The sequence below is a fragment of the Methylobacterium nonmethylotrophicum genome, from assembly GCF_004745635.1.
Taxonomy (GTDB): Bacteria; Pseudomonadota; Alphaproteobacteria; order Rhizobiales; family Beijerinckiaceae; genus Methylobacterium; species Methylobacterium nonmethylotrophicum.
In genome coordinates this window covers 60,591-83,316 of sequence record NZ_SRLB01000005.1, presented here as the reverse complement: position 1 = coordinate 83,316, position 22,726 = coordinate 60,591, and the positions used below count along the sequence as shown (strand labels likewise).

Sequence of the window (22,726 nt, the reverse complement as noted above, 5' to 3'; positions counted from 1 at the left end):
CTCCCCGCGGGCGTGACGCCTGCCCTGGGCGTCGCTCGCCGGCGGATTTTATCGGGGTCGTCACGGTGAGCCGCTTCCCAGGGCGTCACGACTTGCACTACGCTTGAGCGGCAGCGCTGCCGCTCGGCGGTCCGGCGCGACGGGGACCGGGAACCGGCTCCGGATCCAAAGACAGCCTGGACGACAGATCCGGGCGATCTTCAGGGGTGGAAACGATGGGCGAGTTCTCCCGCGGCGGCCCGACCCGCCGCCGCATCCTGGCCTCCGGCGCCGCCGCGGCCGGCCTCGGGCTCACCGGCGGGGGGCTTCTGGGCGCGCGCCCGGCCCTCTCGGCGGTCGAGTGGAAGAAGCACGCCGGCACCTCCCTCGAGGTCAACCTGATCAAGGGGCCGCGGGGCGACCTGCTCCACCGCAGCGCCGCCGAGTTCACGGCGCTCACCGGGATCAAGGTCTCCTCCGAGGTGATCCCCGAGCAGCAGCAGCGCCAGAAGATCGTCATCGAGCTGACCTCCGGCCGGCCGAGCTTCGACGTGGTGCACCTGAGCTACCACGTGCAGAAGCGCCAGTTCGACAAGGCCGGCTGGCTCGCCGACCTGTCGGGCTACGTCAAGGACCCGAACCTGACCGAGCCCTCCCTGCGCGAGGCCGATTTCAGCGCCGCCGGGCTGCAATACGCCAAGACGCCGAACGGCGAGCTGCGCTCGCTGCCGATGTCGGTCGACTACTTCATCCTGTACTGGAACAAGGAACTCTTCCAGAAGAAGAACGTCGCCTATCCCGAGACCTTCGACGACATGATGCGGGCGGCCGAGACGCTGACCGACCCCAAGGCCGGCACCTACGGCTTCGTCGGGCGCGGCCTGCGCAACGCCAACATGGCGCTCTGGGGCGCGTTCTTCCTCGCCTATGGCGGCCGCTTCCTCGACGACAAGGGCAACCTGCTGATCGACGGCCCGGAGGCGGTCGAGGCGACGAAGCTCTACCAGCGCCTGCTGACCAAGACCGCGCCTCCCGGCGTCGTCGGCTTCAACTGGATGGAGTCGATGGCCGCGTTCACGCAAGGACGCGCCGCGATGTGGCTCGACGGCGTCGGCTGGGCGCCGCCGCTCGAGGACCCGAACGCCTCCCGCGTCGTCGGCAAGGTCGGCTACGCGGTGGTGCCGAAGGGGCCGAAGGACCACGCGGCCGCCACCTACGGCGACGGCATCGGCGTCGCGGCGGCGAGCAGCAAGAAGGAGGCGGGCTACCTCTACTGCCAGTGGGCGGTCTCGAAGCTGATGGGCGGGCGCCTGCTCCAGGCCGGCGGCGGCGTGCCGTTCCGCGACTCGATCCTCAACGACGCGGAGGTGCAGCAGGGCGTGAAGATGCCGCGCGAGTGGCTCGATTCGGCGATCGGCTCGGCCAAGATCAGCAAGCTCGGCCTGCCGGTCGTGGTGCCGGTGGCGGAGTTCCGCGACATCGTCGGCTCCGCCGTCACCGCCACCCTGTCGGGGGCCGATCCGGCGACCGAGCTGAAGAAGGCGGCCGAGCAGTACCGGCCGATCCTCGAGCGCAGCGAGAAGGCGTGATGGCCCGGGCCGGCCTCGCGCCGCCGACCGTGTCGACCGGGGAGCTGGCGACCGACGCGGCGCCGGCCACCCGCTGGCGCCCGCCGGGCTACTGGCCCTTCGTGGTGCCGGCCCTCATCGTCGTCGTCGGGGTGATCGTCTTCCCCTGGGCCTTCACCCTGTGGATGAGCCTGCACGAGTGGAAGGTCGGCTCGGCGCCGGCCTTCGTGGGCCTGTCGAACTACGCGCGGCTGCCGACCGACCCGCGCTTCCTCGACGCGGTCTGGCAGACGCTCCTCTACACCGCCCTCTCGGTGGTGCTGCCCCTGATCCTCGGCACGCTGGCGGCCTGCGTGTTCCACGCGCGGTTCCCGCTGCGGGGCTTCCTGCGCGGCGTGTTCATCCTGCCGATGATGGCGACCCCCGTCGCCATCGCGCTCGTCTGGACCATGATGTTCCACCCCCAGCTCGGGGTGCTGAACTACCTCCTGTCCCTCGTCGGCATCCCGGCCCAGCTCTGGGTGTTCCACCCCGCGACGGTGATCCCGTCGCTGGTGCTGGTCGAGACCTGGCAATGGACGCCGCTCGTGATGCTGATCGTGCTCGGCGGCCTCGCGGCGCTCCCCACCGAGCCCTACGAGAGCGCGCAGATCGACGGCGCCTCGCTCTGGCAGGTGTTTCGCCACATCACCCTGCCGCTCGTCGCGCCGTTCCTGTTCGTCGCCGCGATGATCCGGATGATCGACGCGGTGAAGAGCTTCGACATCATCTTCGCGATCACGCAGGGCGGACCCGGCACGGCGTCGGAGACGATCAACATCTACCTCTACAGCGTCGCCTTCGCGTATTACGACGTCGGCTACGGCTCGGCGATCGCGGTGGTGTTCTTCCTGCTGATCATCGCGCTCGCCGCCGCCCTGCTGGTGGTCCGCAAGCGCACGCAAGGGGCTGTGGGATGAACCTCCGCTGGCTCCTCCGGCAGGCCGCCCTGCTCTTCGCCGTCCTGGTGATCGTCTCGCCGGTGATCCTGTTCTTCGTCTGGATGCTGTCGCTCTCGGTCAAGTACGAGATCGACAACGCCGCCTATCCGCCGATCCTGATCCCCGAGCGCTTCGCCTGGAAGAACTACATCGACGTGCTCGAGTCGAACCGGTTCTCGACCTACTTCGTCAACAGCCTGCTGGTCACCGGCACGGCGACGGGCCTCGCGCTGCTGGTGGGCGTGCCGGCGGGCTACGGCATCGCCCGGATGAAGGCCGCCAAGGCCGCGGTGGTGATCCTGGTTGCCCGCATCACGCCCGGCCTGTCCTACCTCATCCCGCTCTTCCTGCTGTTCCAGTGGCTCGGGCTCCTCGGCACGCTGTGGCCGCAGATCATCATCCACCTCGTCGTCACGGTGCCGATCGTGATCTGGATCATGATCGGCTACTTCGAGACCACGCCGCTCGAGCTGGAGGAGGCCGCCGTCATCGACGGCGCCAGCCGCTGGCAGGTGTTTCGCCACGTCGCCCTGCCGATCGCCAAGCCCGGCATCGCGGTGGCGATGATCCTGGCGGTGATCTTCTCCTGGAACAACTTCGTGTTCGGCATCGTGCTTGCCGGGCGCGAGACCCGCACCCTGCCGGTGGCGGTCTACAACATGATCTCGTTCGACCAGCTGAGCTGGGGCCCGCTCGCCGCCGCGGCGCTCATCGTCACCCTGCCGGTCCTGGTGCTGACCGTCTTCGCCCAGCGCCAGATCGTCGCCGGGCTGACGGCGGGGGCGGTGAAGGGGGGGTGACTCCGGTTCGGGTACCGTTTTTTCGTACCATGCGCGACCTCGTCCTGAGGTGCTGGCGATCGGAGATCGCCTCGATCTTTGATCGACGTCCTCGAAGGAGGGCTCCAGAAGCCAGAGGGTGCCCGCAGTATCGTGTGCTCGGGACGCTCGCCCAATCCCAAGCCTGGACCACGCATGGCCGCCCCCGCCGCACCTGTGTTGACACCCAAAAACGAATGAACAATCGTTTCAATCGAAGGACCGCCCGACGGTCCACGTAAGACTCACGGGTGGGACGACGCCGATGCTGCAGCGCGCGGACACCTATGCCGACCTCGTCGCGCAATTCCGCTGGCGGATCCCGGGCCGCTACAACATCGGCACCGACGTCTGCGACCGGCACGCACCCGGCAACCCGCTCGCGCTGATCCATCTCGATCACGACGGCGCCGTGCAGCGTTACGGCTTCGACGACCTGCGCCGCCTCTCGAACCGCTTCGCCAACGTGCTGGCGGCGCACGGGCTCACGCGCGGCGACCGGATCGGCGTGCTGCTGCCGCAGGCGCCGGAGACGGCGATCGCCCACATCACCGGCTTCCGGGCCGGGCTCATCACCATCCCGCTCTTCGTGCTGTTCGGGCCCGACGCGCTCGCCTACCGCCTCGGCAACAGCGGCGCGAAGGCGGTGGTGACCGACCGGGCCGGCGCCCTGCTCCTCGCCGGGATCCGCGAGTCGCTGCCGGCACTGGAGCGGATCTACTGCATCGACGGGCCGGAGGCGGGCGCCGAGGATTTCCACGCGCTCTGCGCCCGCGCCTCGGACGCCTTCACGCCGGTCGACACCGCCGCCGACGACCCCGCCGTCATCATCTACACCTCGGGCACCACCGGCGACCCCAAGGGCGCCCTGCACGCCCACCGGGTGCTGCTCGGCCACCTGCCGGGGGTCGAGATGCCCCAGCGGTTCCTGCCGCAACCGGGCGACCGGTTCTGGACCCCGGCGGACTGGGCCTGGATCGGCGGGCTGTTCGACGTGCTGCTGCCGGCCCTGCACCACGGTGTCCCGGTGGTCTCGCATCGCGCGAAGAAGTTCGATCCGGAGGCAGCGTTCCGGCTGATGGCCGAGCAGGCGGTGCGCAACGTCTTCCTGCCGCCGACCGCCATGAAGCTGATGCGCCAGACCCGCAGCACGCCCTATCCGGGCCTGGCCATGCGCTCCGTCGGCACCGGCGGCGAGAGCCTGGGGGCGGAGATGCTGGCCTGGGGCGAGGCGGTCCTCGGCGTGCCGATCAACGAGTTCTACGGCCAGACCGAGTGCAACCTCGTCGTCTCCTCCTGCGCCGACCTGTTTCCCGCTCGTCCTGGTGCCATGGGCCGCCCGGTGCCCGGCCACGACGTGCGCATCGTCGACGGCGAGGGCCGGGAGGTGCCGGACGGCACCACCGGCCATATCGCGGTGCGCCGGCCCGACCCGGTGATGTTCCTCGGCTACTGGCAGAACCCCGAGGCGACCGTGCGCAAGTTCATCGGCGACTGGCTGATCACCGGCGACCTCGGCCGGCGCGACCCGGACGGCTTCCTGTGGTTCGTCGGCCGCGACGACGACGTCATCACCTCGGCCGGCTACCGGATCGGTCCCGGCGAGATCGAGGATTGCCTGCTGCGCCACCCCGCGGTGGCGCTCTGCGGCGTCGTCGGCGTGCCGGACCCGGTGCGGACCGAGGCGGTGAAGGCCTTCATCGTGCTCAAGGACGGCGTCGAGGGCACGCCGGATCTCGCCCGCGAGATCCAGGACTTCGTGCGCACGCGGCTCGCCGCCCACGAATACCCGCGCCACGTCGCCTTCGTGGAGGAACTGCCGATGACCGCGACGGGGAAGATCATCCGGCGGGCGCTGAGGGAGCGGGGCGGGGATTGAGTATTGCTCGGCAACAGGTCGAGTGACAGCACCGTCCCCGACACACCGTGTCATCCCCGGGGCTCGACGAAGGCGAGAACCCGGGATCCATAACCGCCGACGATGCTGAACCCGGCGATAGACGGTCCGCTTCATCGTTCAGCGTCTGCGGTTATGGATCCAGGGTTCCGCTGCGCGGCCCCGGGATGACGATGGAGAATAAATTACATCCGGCGACCAACGACCGGATGCCGCAACACCAACGGGAGGACACGATGCCGACACGCCACCACCGCCGACCATTCCGCCTGCTGGCGCTCGCCGCCGCATCCCTGCTCACCCTCGCCCAGGCCCACGCCGCCTCAACCCCCATCCGCGTCACCCTCGGGGTCCTGAACGACCGCGCCGGGCCCTATTCCGACCTCGCCGGCGAGGGATCGGTGGTGGCGGCCGAGATGGCGGCGGCCGACTTCAAGGCGCAGAACCCCGATGTCGACATCCGGGTGCTCTCCGCCGACCACCAGAACAAGCCGGATGTCGGCGCCGGCATCGTGCGCCAGTGGATCGACCGCGACGACGTCGACGTGGTGCTCGACGTGCCGTTCTCCTCGGTGGCGCTCGCCGTGCACCAGATCGTGCGCGAGAAGAACCGGCTGATGATCAATTCGGGGGCCGGCGCCTCGGAGATCACCGGGGCTTTGTGCTCGCCCAACACCATCCACTGGACCTACGACACCTGGGCGCTCGCCAACGGCACCGGCGGCGCGATGGTGCGCTCGGGCGGCGACAGCTGGTTCTTCATCACCGCCGACTACGCCTTCGGCAAGGCGCTGGAGCGCGACGTGTCGGAGGTGGTCGAGCGCAACGGCGGCAAGGTGCTGGGCTCGGTCCGCCACCCGGTCGCGGCGACCGACTACTCGTCGTTCCTGATCCAGGCACAATCCTCGAAGGCCAAGGTGATCGGGCTGGCCAATGCCGGCAGCGACACCATCAACACCATCAAGCAGGGGGCCGAGTTCGGCGTCGCCGAGGGCGGCCAGCGCCTCGCCGGCCTGCTGGTTTTCTTAAGCGACGTGCATTCCCTCGGCCTGAAGGTCGCGCAGGGCCTGGTGCTGACGGAGGCCTTCTACTGGGACCTCAACGACGGCACCCGGGCCTGGTCGCGCCGCTTCGCCGAGCGCCACAAGGGCCGGATGCCGACCATGGTCCAGGCCGGCGTCTATGCGGGCATGATGCACTACCTCAAGGCCGTGAAGGCGACCGGCAGCAAGGACCCGGCGACCGTGACCGCCGAGATGCGGAGGACGCCCGCCGATGACCCGCTATTCGGCCGCTCCGAGGTGCGGGCGGACGGCCGGGTGACCCACCCGATGTACCTCTTCGAGGTCAAGAAGCCGTCCGAGTCGAAGGGCCCATGGGACTATTACCGCCTCGTCTCGACCATCCCGGCCGACCAGGCCTTCCGGCCCCTGAAGGCCGGCAATTGCCCGCTGGTGACACCATGAAGCTCCATCACTGCGTCGGCGCCCGCTCGTTCCGCCCGCTCTGGGCCCTCGAGGCGCTGGGCCTGCCCTACGAGCTGGCGATGCTGCCGTTCCCGCCCCGGGTCCACGCCAAGCCGTATTTCGCCCTCAACCCGCTGGGCACGATCCCGCTCTTCGAGGACGGCGAGACCCGGATGACCGAATCGGCGGCGATCTGCGAGTACCTGGCGGCGCGCCACGGCGCCGGGAGCCTCGGGGTGCGGCCCGACGAGCCGGAATACGGCCGCTACCTCAACGCGCTCCATTTCGGCGAGGCGACCCTGACCTTCCCGCAGACCCTGGTGCTGCGCTACGGCCGCTTCGAGCCGCCGGAGCGGCGCAATCCCGGCCTCGTCGAGGATTATTCGCGGTGGTTCCTGTCGCGGCTCAAGGGCTTCGGCGCGGTGCTGGGGGATCGTCCCTTCGTCTGCGCCGGGCGCTTCACGGCGGCCGACATCAGCGTCGGCTACGCCCTGATGCTGGCCGAGTTCGCGGGTCTCGGCGAGCAGCTGCCGGATTTCGCCACGGCGTACTGGACGGGCCTGAAGGCCGAGCCGTCCTACGGGCGGGCACTCGCGGCCGAGCGGCGGGCGGCGGAGGCGCAGGGGATCTCGACGGTGCCGTCACCGCTCGGAGGGTGAGGGCCTCGCGTCACACCCCGATCCCCGCCTTGACCAGTTCCGGCCGCATCGGCAGCTCGCGCAGCCGCACCCCGGCGGCCTGCCGGATCGCGTTGGCGAGCGCCGCGGCGGTCGGGCCCTGCGCGACCTCGCCGGCGCCGAGGAAGGGCGCGCCGGGCCGGTCGATCAGGTGGACGTCGAGGCGCTCAGGGATGTCGGGGAAGCGGGCGATCGGGTAGGTGCTCCAGTCCCGGCTCGTCGGGCCCTCGGCATCGTGCGCCACGGCCTCGAACAGGCTCCAGCTCATCGCCTGGATGATCCCGCCCTCGATCTGGTCGCGGATCCCGTGCGGGTTGACGATCTGGCCGGCATCGACCGCTCCTTGCGCCCGCACCAGCCGGACCCGGCCGCTCTCGCGCGCGACCGCCACCTCGACCGCGAGGGCGCAATAGGCCGCGAGGTTCTTGTAGCGGGCAAACGCGAAGCCGGCGCCGTGGCCCCTCTGGAGCGTCCGGCCCCAGCCGAAGCGCTCCGCCGCGGCCTCGATGACGGCCCGCGCCCGGGGATCGTCGAGATGGGCGAGCCGGAAGGCGACCGGGTCGGCGCCGGCCGCCTCGGCCAGCTCGTCGAGAAAGCTCTCGATCGAGAAGACGTTCATGTAGGCGCCGAGGCTGCGCAGGGCCGAGACGCGGAGCGGCATGTCGGTGACGAAGTCGTGCGCCACCCGCGCCCGGGGCAGGCGGTAGAGCGGGATGGCGTTGCGGTCGCCGCCGCCCTCGGGCTGCGGCAGCGCCTTCGGGGGCGGGGCCCGGAAGGGTTTTTCGAGCATCCGGGCCGAGAGCAGCTGGCCGGCGCCGGGCGGGCGGGTGAGGTGGGTCGGGCTTCGCACCGAATAATCCCAGTCGGCGATGCGCCCGTCGGGCCCGAGCACCGCCGAGGCCTCGGTCAGCATGGCGCCGCCATAGGGCTCCCACAGGTGCTCCTGCTCGCGGGTGTACTGCACCCGCACCGGGCGGCCGGGCAGGGCGCGGGCGAGCAGGGCCGCGTCGCCGGCCGCGTCGTCGGCGCCGTTATGGCCGTAGCAGCCCGAGCCCTCGACATGGATGCAGCGGACCTGATCCTCGGGCAGCGCCAGCATCTCGGCGAGCGCCTTGCGCAGGGGGAACATCCCTTGCGCGTGCGACCAGACGGTGAGGCGGCTGCCGTCGAACTCGGCGACCGCGCAGGACGGGCCGATCGAGCCGTGCATCTGGTAACGCCGCCGGTACTGCGCCGTGAGCCGCCGCCCGGCCGGCACCGGCGTGCCGGCCCCGGCCTCGTGGATCACCGTGCGCTCGGCCTTGCGGCCGGCGAGGTCCGAGAACAGGGCGTCGGGCTCCGGCACGACGGTACCGCCCTGCCAGACCGCGACGCGGGCGAGCGCCCGCAAAGCCGTGACGGCGGCGTATTCCCGCTCCGCCAGCACCGCCACGAAGTCGCCGTCGCGGTGCACCCGGATCACGCCGGAGCGGGCGGCCACGCTCTCGGCCTCCAGGGCGACGAGGCGCGCGCCCGGGCGGGGCGGGCGCAGGATCCGGGCATGCACCATCCCGGGGGCGCGGATGTCCTGGACGTAGGAGGCTGCGCCCGCGACCTTGCCGGGGATGTCGACCCGGGGCAGCGGCCGGCCCACCATCGTGTACGTGGCCGGATCCCGCAACGGTGTGGTGGCGGGCACCTCCGCCTCGAGGTCGACCTCCTGCACGAGTTCGCCGAACGGGAGCCGCATTCCGTCCGGTGCCGCCACGGCCCCGTCCGCCACCGTCAGCGACTCCGGCGGCAGGCCGAGCCGGCGCCCGGCCGCCTCGGCGAGCAGCGCCCGGGCCGCCGCGGCGGCGAGCCGGATCGCCGTGGCGGAATCCTGCATCGAGTGGCTGCCGGCGGTGTAGCCCTCGTTCGGGGTCAGCTCGGTATCGGCCGTGACGAGGTGCACGGAGGCCGGGTCGAGCCCGAGCTCCTCCGCCGCGACCTGGATCAGCGCCGTCTTGATCCCTTGGCCGAGCTCGGCCTTGCCGGTGAGCACCGTCGCGGCGCCGTCCTCGCCGAGGCGGATCCAGGCGTCGATCCGCGGCGCCGCGGGCAGGCTGCCGGTCGGCGCGGCGGCCCGGGCCGGCCGCGGCAGCCCGATCCCGACGAGGAGCGCGCCCCCGACGAGCAGGGTGCGGCGGGTCAGCGCCATCACGGCGTCGCCCCCGTCGCGGCGGGCTCGCGCCCGGCGGCGCGGCGCACGGCGGCGAGGATCCGCATGTGGGTGCCGCAGCGGCACAGGTTGAGCCGCAGCGCGTCGCGGATCTCGGCCTCGCCCGGATGCGGGTTGTTCCGCAACAGGGCGTAGGCGCGCATTACCATGCCGGCGATGCAGTAGCCGCACTGCGCCGCGTTCTCGGCGATGAAGGCGGCCTGGAGCGGACCTGGATTCTCCGGCGTCCCCAACCCCTCGACGGTGGTGACGGGCCGGCCCTCCAGCAGCCCGATCGGAGTGAGGCAGGACAGGACGGCGCGGCCCTCCACCTCCACCGTGCAGGCGCCGCACTGGCCGAGCCCACAGCCGAACTTGGCGCCGTTGAGCCCGAATTCGTCGCGCAGCACGTAGAGGAGCGGGGTCTCGGGCTCGGCCGCGACCGCCTGGGCCCGGCCGTTCACCGTCAGGGTCGGCATCGGCGTCTCCTCCTCACGGGCTCGCCTCCGCCCGGGCACCGGAGCGGGGGGGCTCTCGCATCAGCTCCCGCACCGTCCCGTCGAGCCCGGGCCAGGGCCCGTCGGGGCTGAACCGGGCCCGCAGATAGGCGGCGAGGTCGGTCATCTGGGCCTGCGTCAGCACCGCCCCGAAGGCCGGCATGATCGGCCCCGGCGCGTGCTCCCGCGGCGCGACGCCGTCGCGCAGGACCAGGATCAGGTTGCGGGGATCCGGCGCCCGCAAGGTGGTGCGGTGGCCGAGCGACGGCGTCGTGTAGGGCACGCCGCCGGCTGCGCCCCCGCCGCTCTCGTGGCAGACCGCGCAGGCGCCCGCATAGGTCGCGGCCCCCCGGGCGAGGCCCGGGTCCTCGCCGAGTCTTGAGCCCTCGCCGAGTCTTGAGCCCTCGCCGAGTCTTGAGCCCTCGCCGAGTCTTGAGCCCTCGCCGAGTCTTGGGTCCTCACCGAGTCTTGGGTCGTCACCGGGCGCCCGGTCGACCGGGCCGGTGCGGCTGCCGGCGGGGCCCGGCCCGTAGAGCGTCGCGACGTAGCGGGCGAGCGCCCGGATCTCGCCCTTCGGCACCGCCGCGTGGGCGTCGACCACCGGGCGCATCGGGCCGCCGGCCCCGCCATGCTGCGGGTCCCACTCGGCGAGGTAGCGGGCGAGGTCGTCCTCGCTCCAGGGCAGCGGCGCCGGCGAGGAGCGGTCGAGGGGCGGCGTCCACCAGCCGTCGGCCTCGCCCCCGGCATAGGCCCGCGACTTGATCTCGGCACCCAGGACATTGCGCGGCGTGTGGCAGGCGCCGCAATGGCTGAGCGCCTCGGCGAGGTAGGCGCCGCGGTGCCAGGCCGGATCGCGGCTTTCGTCCTTCGGCAGGGTGGGCGTGCGGAAGAACAGGAGCTTCCAGCCGGCGATCAGCGGCCGCCAGGAGAGCGGGAAGGGCAGGGCGTTGGCCTTTGCCTCGGCCCGCACCGGCTCGCGCGTCATCACGAAGGCGTAGAGGGCGGCGATGTCGGCGTCGGTGAGCCCGGCATAGTGGGTGTACGGGAAGGCCGGGTACAGGTGGCGGCCGTCCCGGTCCACACCCGCACGCATCGCCCGGGTGAAGGCTGCGAGCGTGTAGCGGCCGAGCCCGGTCTCGGGATCCGGCGTGATGTTGGTGGCGTAGATCGTGCCGAACGGCGTTGCGACCCCGCGGCCGCCCGCATAGGGCCGGCCGGCCTCGGCGGTGTGGCAGGAGGCGCAGTAGCCGAGGGCGGCGAGGACCGCTCCCTGCTGCACCCGCTCGGGCACGGTCTCGCCCGGCTCGGGACCGCCCGGCGGGAGGGCGGACCGCCAGGCCGCGAGGCCCGATCCCGCGACCGCGAGGAGAGCCACCCCTCCGAGCCAGACGGCGATCCGGCGACGCCTCACTGGGACCTCCCGACGGAAGGCCCGTCCCTCCGGCGGCGGGTCAACCGGCACCCGCGGCCACGGTTCCCGCCGCCGGCGGCGATGCCGCGCCCCCGCACAGTCTTGCCGCAATCCCTCGAAAGAGTGGTATCGTCCGAACCGAAAGGCGGGGCCGGATCGGCTTGGCCTTGCAGGGCATGTGCCGGCACTGCCGCTCGGTCCCGTTCTTGCTCCTCCCGCGGGGCCGGCGGGCGCTCCTCCCGGGGATCGTTTCGGATGCGGCCCACCGCGCGAGACAGCCGCCGCGACGGAGTCATCGAGACGGAGCCACCGAGGCGGAGTCATGGTGCAGCAGACATACCACGCCCGCCTCGGGCCGCCGCCGATGAGTGCCGACGACGCGGCCTGCCGCGCCTGTCGCGGGCAGATGCGCGCGCACTGGCAGGAGCGGCCCCATGCGCGCCTGATGGTGGTGGCCTCGACCCCGGTGGTCGAGGCGTTCGGCGGTGGCATCGAGACCCGCTACCTCTGCCTCGAATGCGGACACACCCTGATGCACTCGACCGGTCGCTTCGGCCAGGGCTGGCATTGAACGTCCGGCATCGGGCCTCCGGCATCGACGGCTTGATGGCGGGGCGGGGACAGGCGATGGACGGTGGCGCTCCGGGATGCGGCCCGCCATGCCCCACGCGATCGTGACCACGGCCGAACGGCCCGACCTCGCACCCGTGACCGCCCGCTGGCGCTGGGAGGCCTTCGCGCGGGGGCAGGGCCGCACCCTCGCCGAGGTGGCGGCGGCCGAAGCCGCGACCGCCGCCGGGACCGACCCGATGCCGCGCACCTGGGTCCTCCTGGCCGACGGCCAGCCGGTCGGCATGGCGAGCCTCGCCGCCCACGACCTCGACCCGCGCCCGGACCTGACGCCCTGGCTCGCCGGCGTGTTCGTGGCGCCCCACGCCCGCGGCCGGGGCCACGCCGCCCGCCTCGTCGCCGCGGTCGAGGCCGGGGCCTCGGACCTCGCGATCCCGACCCTCTGGCTCTACACCCGCAGCGCGGAGGGGCTCTACGCCCGGATCGGCTGGCGGACCGTCGAGACGTTTCCGTACCGGGACCGGACCTACGCGCTGATGCGGCGGGACCTCACTCCGGCGGCACGCTGACCATGCGTTCGACCAGCGCCGCGACCGGCCGCACAACACGCCGCACTTTCACCACCATCCGCCGCCCCTAACTGGTCGAGGACACGGAGGACAGCGCGGAGGCGCCGATGTTCGTCGAGGGAGGGTGGAGATCGCCCTGGGAGCCGCCGCCGCGCCAGCCCCGGCTCACCCAGCGCCAGGAGCGGATGCTCGTCTGGATCATCGTCGTCAACGTGCTGCTCTGGTTCATGGCCCCGATCGGCGGGGCGACCCTGATCCAGGCCGCCCTCGCGATGATGCGGTAGCAAACGCCCTTAGCGGCAGGTCACGGAGACGCTCATCGCCTTGGCGTGGTCGGCGAGGTCGGCCGGGGCCATCGGGGCCGCGGCGCTGCCAGCCGTGAAGGCGACGCCGTTGCTCTCCAGGAAGGTCGCCGCCACCGCACCCTTGAGGGCGAAGTTGACGTTCTGCGGGATGTCGCCGTTCGTCGCCACCATCACCTTGAGGGCATTGAGCTTCGCCGTCACCACGCCGACGAAGTTGCCGTTGCCGTCGAGGAGCGGGCCGCCGGAATTGCCCGGCTGTACGGGCGCGGAGACCTGCAGGTAGCTGGTATTGTCGCCGAGCCCGGTCAGCGCCGTCACGTTGCCGAGGGTGAAGTTGCCCGAGGTGGAGAGCACGCCGGCGAGGGGATAGCCGAACGCCGCCACCGGCTCGCCGAGGCGGATGCCCATCCTCAGGGCCGCGACCTTCGGGGGCGTCAGGCCGGTGCGCAGGATCGCGAGGTCGTTGGCGGCGTCCCGGGCGACGACCTGCGCCGGCACCGCCCCGAGGGGGCCGCGGACCTCGACGCGTCCGCAATCCTCGACCACGTGCGCGTTGGTCAGCACCTCGCCGGACCCGCCGACGAAGAAGCCGGTGCCGGAGCTGTCCCGGGGCTTGGCGGCGGGCGGGGTGGCGGGCGGCAGGGCCGCGACCGCCGGCGGCGGCGACGGAACGGCGGGCGGCGCGGTCTGCACCGGCGGAAGGGCGACCGCGCGGGCGTCCGGCGCGCCGATCTCGGGCAGCGGGATGAAGGGCGCGTCCGGCGTCATCGCCGACCACAGCGAGGCGGAGACCAGCACCGCGATGCGCTCGGCGGACAGGTCGGTCGCGCGGGTGTCCCAGCGCAGGACGAAGCCCAGCGCCCCCGGCCCGTCCTGGTGGTAGCGCATGTAGATGTCGATGCCGTCCTGGGAGGCCGAGATCGCGAAGAAGTCCGGCCGCAGCACCTTGTAATGCAGGGTCGCGCCCTCGCGCTGGAACTTCTCGACCGTATAGGCGAAGGCGTCGGCCACCGCGACGTTCTGCAGATAATTGTAGGCGAGCGACAGGCGCCGCGTCGGGTCCTTGAGCTCGAGGCCGCGGGCCGTGCGCTCGGCGGTGAGCCCGAGCCCCATCGGGGCCCAAATCGAGACCGGCCGGAACGGATGCGCGATCGTGCGCAGGCCCCACTGTGCCAGCTTCGGCGTCGCCAGGACGCGCAGCCGGGCGATCTGCGCCCCGTCGAGCCAGCCGGTGGGCCGGAAGCCGTTCTCGCCCTGGAACTGCGCCACCGCGTCGAACAGGCGCCGGCCGAAGGTGACGTTCGGCATCCCGGTCCAGTAGCCGGCGGCGGTCAGCAGGGTCTGCAGCCGCACCCGCCGCTCGGTCTCCAGGAAGGCGAAGCGCGATTCCGCCTCGGCGTAGCCCGCGGGTGCCTGGGCGGCGGCGGGCGGCCCCGCGAGGGCGAGGCCGACCAGGAGCGCGGTCAGGGGGGCAGCATACCGGGCCATGGACGTCGAGCCTCCGTGTCGCCGGGCATTCTGCACGCCCTGGTTTTGACACGAAATTGACGCACAGGCGGCAATTGTTCAATCGGGCTCCACCTCCCGTCAGCCGTGCCGCGCCTCCGCCCGCAGCCCAGCCGCGCGCGGGCCCGCGTTGCCGCTCGGCCGTCCCGCGTGCTAGCGCGGCGTCTCAAGAAACGGACGAAGCGAGCATCATGGCGCGGCGCCCCCTCCTCTCCGGCGACATGCTGCCATTGCTGACGCGGCTCTGGCGCGACTGGCTGCGGCCGCATGCCGGCACCCTGGCCCTGGTTCTGGTGCTGATCGCGGTGGTGGGCGCCGCCACCGGATTCTATCCGACCCTGATCAAGGCCGCGTTCGACGCCTTCGACGCCAAGGACGCCAACGCGCTCGCCTACGGCCCCGTGCTGGTGATCGCCGTCACGGCGGTGCGGGGCTTCGCGCTGCTCGCCCAGACGGTTCTGACCAACCGGGTCGTCACCCGGGTCGAAGCCGACATGCAGGCGGCCCTCTACGGCCACCTGATCGAGCAGGACCTCGCCCAGCTCGGCCGCGAGAGCCCGGCGAGCCTGACCCAGCGCTTCACCACCGACTTCGCCTTCATCAAGGAGGCGCTGACGCGCATCTCCACCGTGCTCCTGCGCGACGTGGCGATGCTGGTGGCCCTCGTCTGCGCGATGATCTGGATGGACCCGTGGCTGACGGTGGTCGCCGGCGTCACGGTGCCGTTCATCGCCGGGCCGATCGCCCGCATCGGCAAGAAGCTGCGCCGGGTCTCGACCTCGACGCAGGAGCAGGTCGGCGCCACCGCGAGCCTGATCAGCGAGAGCCTGGCGGGCGCCCGGGTCGCCAAGACCTACGGGCTCGAAGGCTACCTCAAGGGCCGCACCCGCGACGCCCTCGACGAGGTGCGCCGCCTCAAGATGAAGGCCGCCAATGCCCGCGGCCGGCTCGACCCGCTCCTCGAGGTCGGCGGCGGGCTCGCGGTCGCGGGCGTGCTGGCCTTCATCGGCCACCGCATCCTCTCGGGCGAGAAGACGGTGGGCGACTTCACCGGCTACGTCGCGGCCCTGCTGCTCGCCGCCCAGCCGGCCCGGGCGCTCGGCAACCTCAACGCGATCCTGCAGGAATCGCTCGCCGCCCTCTCGCGCACCTTCGCGCTGATGGACGAGGCGCCGCGGATCCGGGAGAAGCCGGGGGCGCCCGCTCTGCAGGTGTCTGGCGGCGAGGTCCGGTTCGAGGGCGTGCGCTTCCGCTACAGCGACGACGCCCCGGCGCTCGAAGGCATCGACCTCACGGTGCCGGCCGGGCGCACCACGGCGCTGGTCGGCCGCTCCGGCTCGGGCAAGTCGACGCTCCTGTCCCTGGTGCCGCGGCTCTACGACGTGACCGAGGGCCGGGTCACCATCGACGGCCAGGACGTGCGCGACGTGACGCTGGCCTCGCTCCGCCGCGCCGTCGCGGTGGTGTCGCAGGAGGTGGTGCTGTTCGACGACACCATCGCGCAGAACATCGCCTTCGGCCGCGAGGGCGCGAGCCGGGCCGAGATCGAGGCGGCCGCCAGGGCCGCCGCCGCGCACGACTTCATCACGGCGCGCCCGGAGGGCTACGATTTCCGCGTCGGCCCCGCCGGCAACCGGCTGTCGGGCGGCGAGCGCCAGCGCATCGCGCTCGCCCGCGCCTTCCTGCGCGACGCGCCGATCCTGCTCCTCGACGAGGCGACCTCGGCGCTCGACGCCGAATCCGAGCAGCTCGTCCAGGCCGCGCTGACCCGGCTGATGCGCGGCCGCACCACCCTGGTCATCGCCCACCGCCTCTCGACGGTGCGGGACGCCGACGTGATCGTCGCGATGGAGGCCGGCCGGGTCGCCGAGACCGGCAGCCACGCGGCGCTGATCGCCCGGGGCGGCACCTATGCCCGGCTGCACCGGCTCCAGCTCGCGGATGACCGCGAGCCCGCCGCCCCGGCGGCCCAGGCCTCGTGAGGCAGGATTCGTGAGGCAAGGTTCGTGAAGGCGCAGGGAAGCGGGGCGCCGTCCGGACGCCGCCTCGCCGAGGGCGTCGCCTTCGCGCTCCTCGCCGTCAGCATCTGGGGCGGATGGTTCGTGGTCACCCGCCGGACGGTGGGGGCGGGGGGCGTGCTCGGGCCGGCCGACCTCGTGGCGCTGCGCTTCGGCATCGGCGGCCTGGTCCTGCTGCCGGTGCTCGCGATGCGCCTGCGCGGCCTCGACCGCAGGACGATCGTCGACGGGATCTTCCTCTACGTCGCGCAAGGCGCGCCCTTCGCGATGCTGATCTCGGTCGGCCTGCGCTACGCACCCGCGGGCCACGGCGCGGCGCTGACGCCCGGCACCATGCCGCTCTTCGCCGCGCTCCTCGGCGTGCTCGCCCTGCGCGACCGGCCGGGCCGGTGGGCGCTCGCCGGCCTCGGCCTCATCGCCGCCGGGGCGCTCACCCTGGCGGGGGGTTTTCGCGACGCCGACGAGTTGTTCGGCTACGCCCTCTTCCTCACCGCCGCCTTCCTGTGGGCCGTCGGGACGGTGCGGATGCGCCGCTCGCGCCTGGGGGCGCTGGAGGCGACGGCGCTGATCTGCGTCGCCTCCCTCGTCACCTACATCCCGCTCTACCTCGCCTCCGGCCTGTCGCGCCTGGCGCAGGCGCCCGCGGCGGAACTCGCCGTCCAGGCCGTCTACCAGGGCGTGCTGGCCAGCGCGGTGGCGCTCGCGGCCTTCACCCGATCCCTCGGGCTGATCGGCCGGCGCACCCCGGCCTTCACGGCCCTGGTGCCGGTGATCGCGACGCTGCTGGCAATCCCGGTCCTCGGCGAGGTGCCGGACCCGCTCCATGTCGGCGCCATCCTGGCGATCGGCGCCGGGGTCGTGCTGACGACGCGGGGCTGAGGCTCACGCCGGCCAGGCGAAGGTCGCGAAAGCCGGCTTCTCCACCGCGACCGGCCGCCCGCCGGCCAGCACCGTCTCGCCGGCCGCGACCGCCTCGGCCACCCGGTCGAGACGCAGGGTCGCGAGGCCGCGCCCGCCCGCCCCGCCGCCGGTCTGGCCGAGGCTGCGCTCGCCGGCGGTCACCGGCGCGCCGGCCGGCGCAGGCTCGCCGTCGCGGTAGACGAGCGGCACGATGCGGGTGCGGGCGGTGCCGCGGTGCTGCATCCGCGACACGACCTCCTGGCCGACATAGCAGCCCTTCCTGAAGTCGACGCCGCCGAGCTGGTCCATCAGCGCCTCGTGCGGGAAGGCGTCGCCGTAGGCAAAGTCGGTGCCGCCCTCCGGCACGCCGAGCGCGATGCGGTGGGCCGTGTAGGCTGCCGCGTCGGCATCGGCCGGCGGCATCGCGTCCTCGGTGGCGTAGAGGCGCCAGCCGAGCGCCGGCAGCCGGCCGTCCCGGATCGCCGGGGAGGGGGCCGGGGTGTCCCAGCCGGCAGCGACGGCGAGGCGTGAAGCCTCGACCGTCACCTTGGCGCGCAGGCGGTAGAGGGTCAGGCGCTTGACGAGGTCGGGCACCCGGTCGCGGGCGACGTCGAGGCGGTAGCCGTCGGGCGCGCGGCTGACGAGGAAGTCGAACAGGATCTTGCCCTGGGGGCTGAGCAGGGCGCCGAGCCGCGTCTCGTCCTCGGGCAGCGTCTCGACGTTGCAGGTCAGGAGATCCTGCAGGAAGCGCGATGCGTCGGCGCCGGCGACCGCCACGATGGCGCGGTCCGGCAGGAGGGCGAGCGGCATCTTGGGTCCTTTGCTTGAACCGCGGGCAGGGCTGACATAAGCCGCCTGCGCCCGGCCCTCAATCGCGGCGCAAGGAGCGAACGAGGCAGGGGCGAACGCGGACTACGGACGGAGATCCCGACGATGAGCCAGAGCTTCGACCTCCTCCTGCGCGGCGGCACCGTGGTCAACCACGACGGCGAGGGGCTGGCCGATATCGGGGTGCGGGCGGGCCGCGTCGCCGCAATCGGCGACCTGTCGCAGGCCGATGCCGGCCGCACGCTCGATTGCCGCGGCCTCCACCTCCTGCCGGGCGTCATCGACAGCCAGGTGCATTTCCGCGAGCCGGGGCTCGACCACAAGGAGGATCTCGAGACCGGCTCGCGCGCCGCCGTGATGGGCGGGGTGACCACCGTGTTCGAGATGCCCAACACCGTGCCGCAGACGACGGACCCGGAGGCGCTCGACGACAAGCTCCGGCGCGCCCACCACCGCATGCATTGCGACTTCGCCTTCTGGGTCGGCGGCACGCACGAGAACGCGAAGGACGTGGCCGAGCTGGAGCGCTTGCCGGGGGCGGCCGGGATCAAGGTGTTCATCGGCTCCTCGACCGGCTCGCTCCTCGTCGAGGACGATGCCGGCATCCGTGAGATCCTGAAGCGCACCCGCCGCCGCTCGGCCTTCCACGCCGAGGACGAGGCGATGCTGCGCGACCGCAAGGGCCTGCGGGTGCCGGGCGATCCGTCCTCCCACCCGGTCTGGCGCTCGCCGGAGGCGGCGCTCAAGGCCACCGAGCGCCTGGTGCGCATCGCCCGCGAGACCGGCGCCCGCATCCACATCCTGCACATCTCGACCAAGGAGGAGATGCGCTTCCTCGCCGAGCACAAGGACGTCGCCACCTGCGAGCTGACGCCCCACCACCTGACGCTGGACGGAGACGAGGCCTATGCCCGCCTCGGCACGCTGGTGCAGATGAACCCGCCGGTGCGCGACGCCGTGCATCGCGACGGGCTGTGGTGGGGCCTGTCGCAGGGCGTCGCCGACGTGCTGGGCTCCGACCACGCCCCGCACACCCTGGAGGAGAAGCGGAAGGCCTATCCTGAGTCGCCCTCCGGCATGACCGGCGTGCAGACCCTGGTGCCGGTGATGCTCGACCACGTCGCGGCCGGCCGCCTCTCGCTGCAGCGCTTCGTGGACCTCACCAGCGCCGGCCCGAAGCGCATCTTCGGCATCGCCCGGAAGGGCCGCCTGGCGGTGGGCTACGACGCCGACGTGACGGTGGTGGACCTGAAGCGCCGCGAGACCATCACCAACGCCTGGATCGCCTCCAAGTGCGGCTGGACGCCCCATGACGGCCGCGCGGTGACCGGCTGGCCGGTCGGCACCGTGGTGCGGGGGCAGGCGGTGATGTGGGAGGGTACGCTCACGGAGCCGTCGCGCGGCGAGGCGGTGCGGTTCGAGGAGGGGTTTCCGGCGCGGGGGTGAGGCACCGCCCCTGAAACCTCCCCCTACGCGGCAGGGCTGTCCGGGGAAAAGGAAAAGCGCGAGTCTCCCCTCTCCCGTGTGGGCTTGCAGATTCACACATCGCGTTTGAGGTCCAACCCTTTGTAAAAGCGCGCACTTCCCCTCCCCCTTGTGGGGAGGGGATAGGGGTGGGGGTGGTGCAGAAGGCACCGCACAGCTCAACGCGGCACCACCCCCACCCCCTTACCCCTCCCCACAAGGGGGAGGGGAGGCGCGCTCCCTTCAATGGGGAGAGCAATCAGACCGGGTTGTGTGAATGCGATAGCCCGTGTGGGAGAGGGGCGGGGGTGAGGGTGGCTCGGCTTCAGGATAAGCCGCCGACAGTCGAGCTTCGCAGCTCGGCGGTTCAGGATCATTGCGGCACCGTCTCCACCCTCACCCCTACCCCTCTCCCACACGGGAGAGGGGATCTCGCGCTTGATTCTAAAAGGGATTTTCCCCGGACAGCCCTGCCTCTGCGGGGGAGAGTGGCGAGCGGAGGGAGCGCAGCGGGACGCAGTCCCGTCGAGAGGGGCAGCGCAACGCTGATCCAGGGGGCGCCCTTCAAGACGCGTGCGATTTCTCCGGAAGCGGCGGCCCCTCTCCCGCCCCACTTCGTGGGGCACCCTCCCCCGCAGAGGGGAGAGGGTTCGGGCGCCCGCTCCGATCTCGACTTCTTCCCCGCCACCCTTGGCGCCGGCGCGCTTCTCGTATAGGAGCGCCCGGAATTGGAGGTCCGGACGCGTCCCGCGTGCCGGCCGTTGCCACGTTGGCGGTCCCGCGAGGGCCGGCCCGGAAGCCCGATGCAGACCGTCCTGATCGTCGTCCACCTGATCATCGTCCTCGCCCTCATCGGCGTGGTGCTGCTGCAGCGCTCCGAGGGCGGCCTCGGCCTCGGCGGCGGGGGCGGCACGCAGGGCTTCATGACCGGCCGCGGCCAGGCCAACGCGCTCACCCGCGCCACCGCGATCCTGGCGGCCCTGTTCTTCGCCACCAGCATGATCCTGGCCATCATGTCGCACCGGGGCACCGGCCCGCGCTCGATCTTCGACGGCGCCGGTACCCGGGCCCCGGCGGGCCAGACCGGCGCCCCGCCGGCCGGCAACGTCCTCGACCAGCTGCGCCAGCAGCAGGGCGACGCGCCCGCGACGCCGGCGCCCGCGGCCCCGGCGGCGCCCACCGCACCGGCGGTTCCGGCCGCGCCGCAGTCGCGGTGATCGCGCGCTGATCCCGGCGGCGCATCGGCGCCGCCCCGTACCGAAAAAGATCCTGTGAATCCGGCCGGCCCCGCCGTCCGGACATGACCCCGTTGAGCTGACGGCGTTTGGCAACAAGGCCACGCCTGTGTATGGAGCGAGTCCCATGACGCGGTATGTCTTCATCACCGGCGGCGTGGTCTCCTCGCTCGGCAAGGGTCTCGCTTCCGCCGCCCTCGCGGCCCTGCTCCAGGCCCGCGGCTACAAGGTCCGCCTGCGCAAGCTGGACCCCTATCTCAACGTCGATCCGGGCACGATGAGCCCGACGCAGCACGGCGAGGTCTTCGTCACCGACGACGGCGCCGAGACCGACCTCGATCTCGGCCATTACGAGCGCTTCACCGGCGTGCCGGCGACCCGCGCCGACAATATCACGACGGGGCGGATCTACCTCGACATCATCACCAAGGAGCGCCGGGGCGACTATCTCGGCGCCACGATCCAGGTGATCCCGCACGTCACCAACGCCATCAAGGAATTCGTCCTCGACGGCAACGAGGCCTACGACTTCGTGCTGGTCGAGATCGGCGGCACCGTCGGCGACATCGAGGGACTGCCGTTCTTCGAGGCGATCCGCCAGCTCGGCCAGGAGCTGCCGCGGGGCGCCTGCGCCTACGTCCACCTGACGCTCCTGCCCTACATCCCGTCGGCGGGCGAATTGAAGACCAAGCCGACCCAGCACTCGGTGGCGGAGCTGCGCTCGATCGGCATCCAGCCCGACATCCTGCTCTGCCGCTGCGACCGGCCGATCCCCCGCGAGGAGCGGCGCAAGCTCGCCCAGTTCTGCAACGTGCGCGAATCGGCGGTGATCGAGGCCCGGGACGTCGGGACGATCTACGAGGTCCCGCTCTCCTACAAGGAGGAGGGCCTCGACCGCGAGGTGCTGGCGCATTTCGGCCTCGAGACCGGCCCCGAGCCGAAGCTCGACCGCTGGCGCAACATCGTCAGCCGGATCAAGAGCCCGGAGGGCGAGGTCTCGATCGCCATCGTGGGCAAGTACACGGGCCTCAAGGACGCCTACAAGTCGCTGATCGAGGCCCTGCACCACGGCGGCATCGCCAACCGGGTCAAGGTCAACCTGGAGTGGATCGAGTCCGAGGTGTTCGAGCGCGAGGATCCGGGCCCGTTCCTGGAGGGCCTCAACGGCATCCTGGTGCCGGGCGGCTTCGGCCAGCGCGGGGCCGAGGGGAAGATCCGCGCCGCCCGCTACGCCCGCGAGCGCAAGATCCCGTATTTCGGCATCTGCTTCGGCATGCAGATGGCGGTGGTCGAGGCGGCCCGGTCCCTCGCCGGCATCCCGGACGCCAACTCGACCGAGTTCGGCCCGACCCCTGAGCCGGTGGTCGGCCTCCTTACCGAGTGGATGCGCGGCAACGAGCTCGAGCGCCGGGTGGCGGAGGGCGACCTCGGCGGCACGATGCGGCTCGGCTCCTACACGGCGGCGCTGGCGCCCGATTCGCAGATCGCGAAGATCTACGGCGGCACCCGCATCGCCGAGCGCCACCGCCACCGCTACGAGGTCAACATGGCCTATCGCGAGCGGCTGGAGGCCAAGGGCATGCGCTTCGCCGGCCTGTCGCCGGACGGGCTCCTGCCGGAAACCGTCGAGGTGGTGGGGCATCCCTGGTTCATCGGCGTGCAGTTCCACCCGGAGCTGAAGTCGCGGCCGTTCGAGCCGCACCCGCTGTTCCAGAGCTTCGTGGCGGCGGCGATCGAGCAGAGCCGGCTGGTGTGAGGCCGGATCCGGGCCGGTTGTTCGGGCGTCGGGCCGGCCTGTCCGGACGGCGCGCAAGCCGCACGGCCATCCGTGTCGGTGTCCGCGCCCGTCGTTCCGGGAT

19 protein-coding genes are annotated in these 22,726 nt (G+C 72.2%); 14 read left to right on the top strand and 5 right to left on the bottom strand.

Features of this window, described 5'->3' with window-relative positions; genetic code table 11:
• Window positions 1-215 precede the first annotated feature (215 nt).
• The 6 genes from EU555_RS07270 to EU555_RS07245 all read left to right on the top strand — a co-directional run bounded on the left by EU555_RS07270 (window position 216) and on the right by EU555_RS07245 (window position 7,367).
• Window positions 216-1,568: an ABC transporter substrate-binding protein gene (locus EU555_RS07270; RefSeq protein ID WP_135414010.1), complete on the top strand. Its 1,353-nt coding sequence runs from the start codon at window positions 216-218 to the stop codon at window positions 1,566-1,568.
• Window positions 1,568-2,506, top strand: a complete 939-nt coding sequence (locus EU555_RS07265) for a carbohydrate ABC transporter permease (RefSeq protein ID WP_135414009.1) — start codon at window positions 1,568-1,570, stop codon at window positions 2,504-2,506. The genes EU555_RS07270 and EU555_RS07265 overlap by 1 nt, the downstream gene beginning before the upstream one ends.
• On the top strand, window positions 2,503-3,327 hold the full coding sequence (locus tag EU555_RS07260; RefSeq protein WP_135414008.1) for a carbohydrate ABC transporter permease: 825 nt from the start codon (window positions 2,503-2,505) through the stop codon (window positions 3,325-3,327). Before EU555_RS07265 ends, EU555_RS07260 begins: the two co-directional genes overlap by 4 nt.
• A 283-nt stretch (window positions 3,328-3,610) precedes the next feature.
• Window positions 3,611-5,224 carry an acyl-CoA synthetase gene (locus EU555_RS07255; protein ID WP_135414007.1) on the top strand — a complete coding sequence of 538 codons (1,614 nt, stop codon included), beginning with the start codon at window positions 3,611-3,613 and terminating at the stop codon, window positions 5,222-5,224.
• A 254-nt stretch (window positions 5,225-5,478) separates the two neighbouring features.
• Entirely contained in the window at window positions 5,479-6,708 is a 1,230-nt protein-coding gene (locus tag EU555_RS07250) for an ABC transporter substrate-binding protein (protein WP_135414006.1), read from the top strand.
• Window positions 6,705-7,367, top strand: coding sequence for a glutathione S-transferase family protein (locus tag EU555_RS07245; RefSeq protein WP_135414005.1), 663 nt, complete (start codon window positions 6,705-6,707; stop codon window positions 7,365-7,367). Before EU555_RS07250 ends, EU555_RS07245 begins: the two co-directional genes overlap by 4 nt.
• A gap of 10 nt (window positions 7,368-7,377) precedes the next feature.
• Here EU555_RS07245 and EU555_RS07240 read toward each other — a convergent pair whose 3' ends face one another.
• From EU555_RS07240 to EU555_RS07230, 3 genes are read right to left on the bottom strand one after another with little or no spacing between them, the layout of a single operon-like run.
• A complete protein-coding gene (locus EU555_RS07240; RefSeq protein WP_135414004.1) occupies window positions 7,378-9,564 on the bottom strand; it encodes a xanthine dehydrogenase family protein molybdopterin-binding subunit in 2,187 nt (728 codons plus the stop codon).
• Window positions 9,564-10,043 (bottom strand): (2Fe-2S)-binding protein, encoded by a 480-nt coding sequence (locus EU555_RS07235; protein WP_135414003.1) that lies wholly within the window; start codon window positions 10,041-10,043, stop codon window positions 9,564-9,566. The genes EU555_RS07240 and EU555_RS07235 overlap by 1 nt, the downstream gene beginning before the upstream one ends.
• 13 nt (window positions 10,044-10,056) lie before the next feature.
• Entirely contained in the window at window positions 10,057-11,472 is a 1,416-nt protein-coding gene (locus EU555_RS07230) for a cytochrome c (protein ID WP_245524182.1), read from the bottom strand.
• A gap of 322 nt (window positions 11,473-11,794) precedes the next feature.
• Here EU555_RS07230 and EU555_RS07225 point away from each other — a divergent pair, with 322 nt between their 5' ends.
• From EU555_RS07225 to EU555_RS36065, 3 genes are all read left to right on the top strand, one after another.
• The gene (locus EU555_RS07225; protein ID WP_245524181.1) at window positions 11,795-12,043 is read left to right on the top strand and encodes a hypothetical protein; all 249 of its coding nucleotides are present in this window, start codon (window positions 11,795-11,797) and stop codon (window positions 12,041-12,043) included.
• Window positions 12,044-12,131: 88 nt separating this feature from the next.
• Window positions 12,132-12,611, top strand: a complete 480-nt coding sequence (locus EU555_RS07220; RefSeq protein ID WP_167858484.1) for a GNAT family N-acetyltransferase — start codon at window positions 12,132-12,134, stop codon at window positions 12,609-12,611.
• A gap of 107 nt (window positions 12,612-12,718) precedes the next feature.
• A complete protein-coding gene (locus EU555_RS36065) occupies window positions 12,719-12,895 on the top strand; it encodes a hypothetical protein (protein WP_167858483.1) in 177 nt (58 codons plus the stop codon).
• A 9-nt stretch (window positions 12,896-12,904) separates the two neighbouring features.
• Here EU555_RS36065 and EU555_RS07215 read toward each other — a convergent pair whose 3' ends face one another.
• A complete protein-coding gene (locus tag EU555_RS07215; RefSeq protein WP_135414000.1) occupies window positions 12,905-14,404 on the bottom strand; it encodes a serine protease in 1,500 nt (499 codons plus the stop codon).
• A gap of 209 nt (window positions 14,405-14,613) precedes the next feature.
• Here EU555_RS07215 and EU555_RS07210 point away from each other — a divergent pair, with 209 nt between their 5' ends.
• Both EU555_RS07210 and EU555_RS07205 read left to right on the top strand, forming a co-directional pair.
• Complete coding sequence (locus EU555_RS07210) at window positions 14,614-16,404, top strand: ABC transporter ATP-binding protein (protein WP_205820828.1); 1,791 nt, start codon at window positions 14,614-14,616, stop codon at window positions 16,402-16,404.
• 24 nt (window positions 16,405-16,428) lie between these two features.
• Complete coding sequence (locus tag EU555_RS07205) at window positions 16,429-17,319, top strand: DMT family transporter (protein ID WP_135413999.1); 891 nt, start codon at window positions 16,429-16,431, stop codon at window positions 17,317-17,319.
• A 3-nt stretch (window positions 17,320-17,322) separates the two neighbouring features.
• Here EU555_RS07205 and ygfZ read toward each other — a convergent pair whose 3' ends face one another.
• Window positions 17,323-18,150 carry a CAF17-like 4Fe-4S cluster assembly/insertion protein YgfZ gene (ygfZ, locus tag EU555_RS07200; protein ID WP_135413998.1) on the bottom strand — a complete coding sequence of 276 codons (828 nt, stop codon included), beginning with the start codon at window positions 18,148-18,150 and terminating at the stop codon, window positions 17,323-17,325.
• Between the two features lie 123 nt (window positions 18,151-18,273).
• Between ygfZ and EU555_RS07195 the strand changes: the two genes are divergently transcribed.
• The 3 genes from EU555_RS07195 to EU555_RS07180 all read left to right on the top strand — a co-directional run bounded on the left by EU555_RS07195 (window position 18,274) and on the right by EU555_RS07180 (window position 22,623).
• Window positions 18,274-19,614, top strand: a complete 1,341-nt coding sequence (locus EU555_RS07195) for a dihydroorotase (RefSeq protein WP_135413997.1) — start codon at window positions 18,274-18,276, stop codon at window positions 19,612-19,614.
• A gap of 821 nt (window positions 19,615-20,435) precedes the next feature.
• On the top strand, window positions 20,436-20,849 hold the full coding sequence (gene secG / locus EU555_RS07185; protein ID WP_135413996.1) for a preprotein translocase subunit SecG: 414 nt from the start codon (window positions 20,436-20,438) through the stop codon (window positions 20,847-20,849).
• 145 nt (window positions 20,850-20,994) lie between these two features.
• Entirely contained in the window at window positions 20,995-22,623 is a 1,629-nt protein-coding gene (locus EU555_RS07180; RefSeq protein ID WP_135413995.1) for a CTP synthase, read from the top strand.
• The last annotated feature ends 103 nt before the right edge of the window (window positions 22,624-22,726 follow it).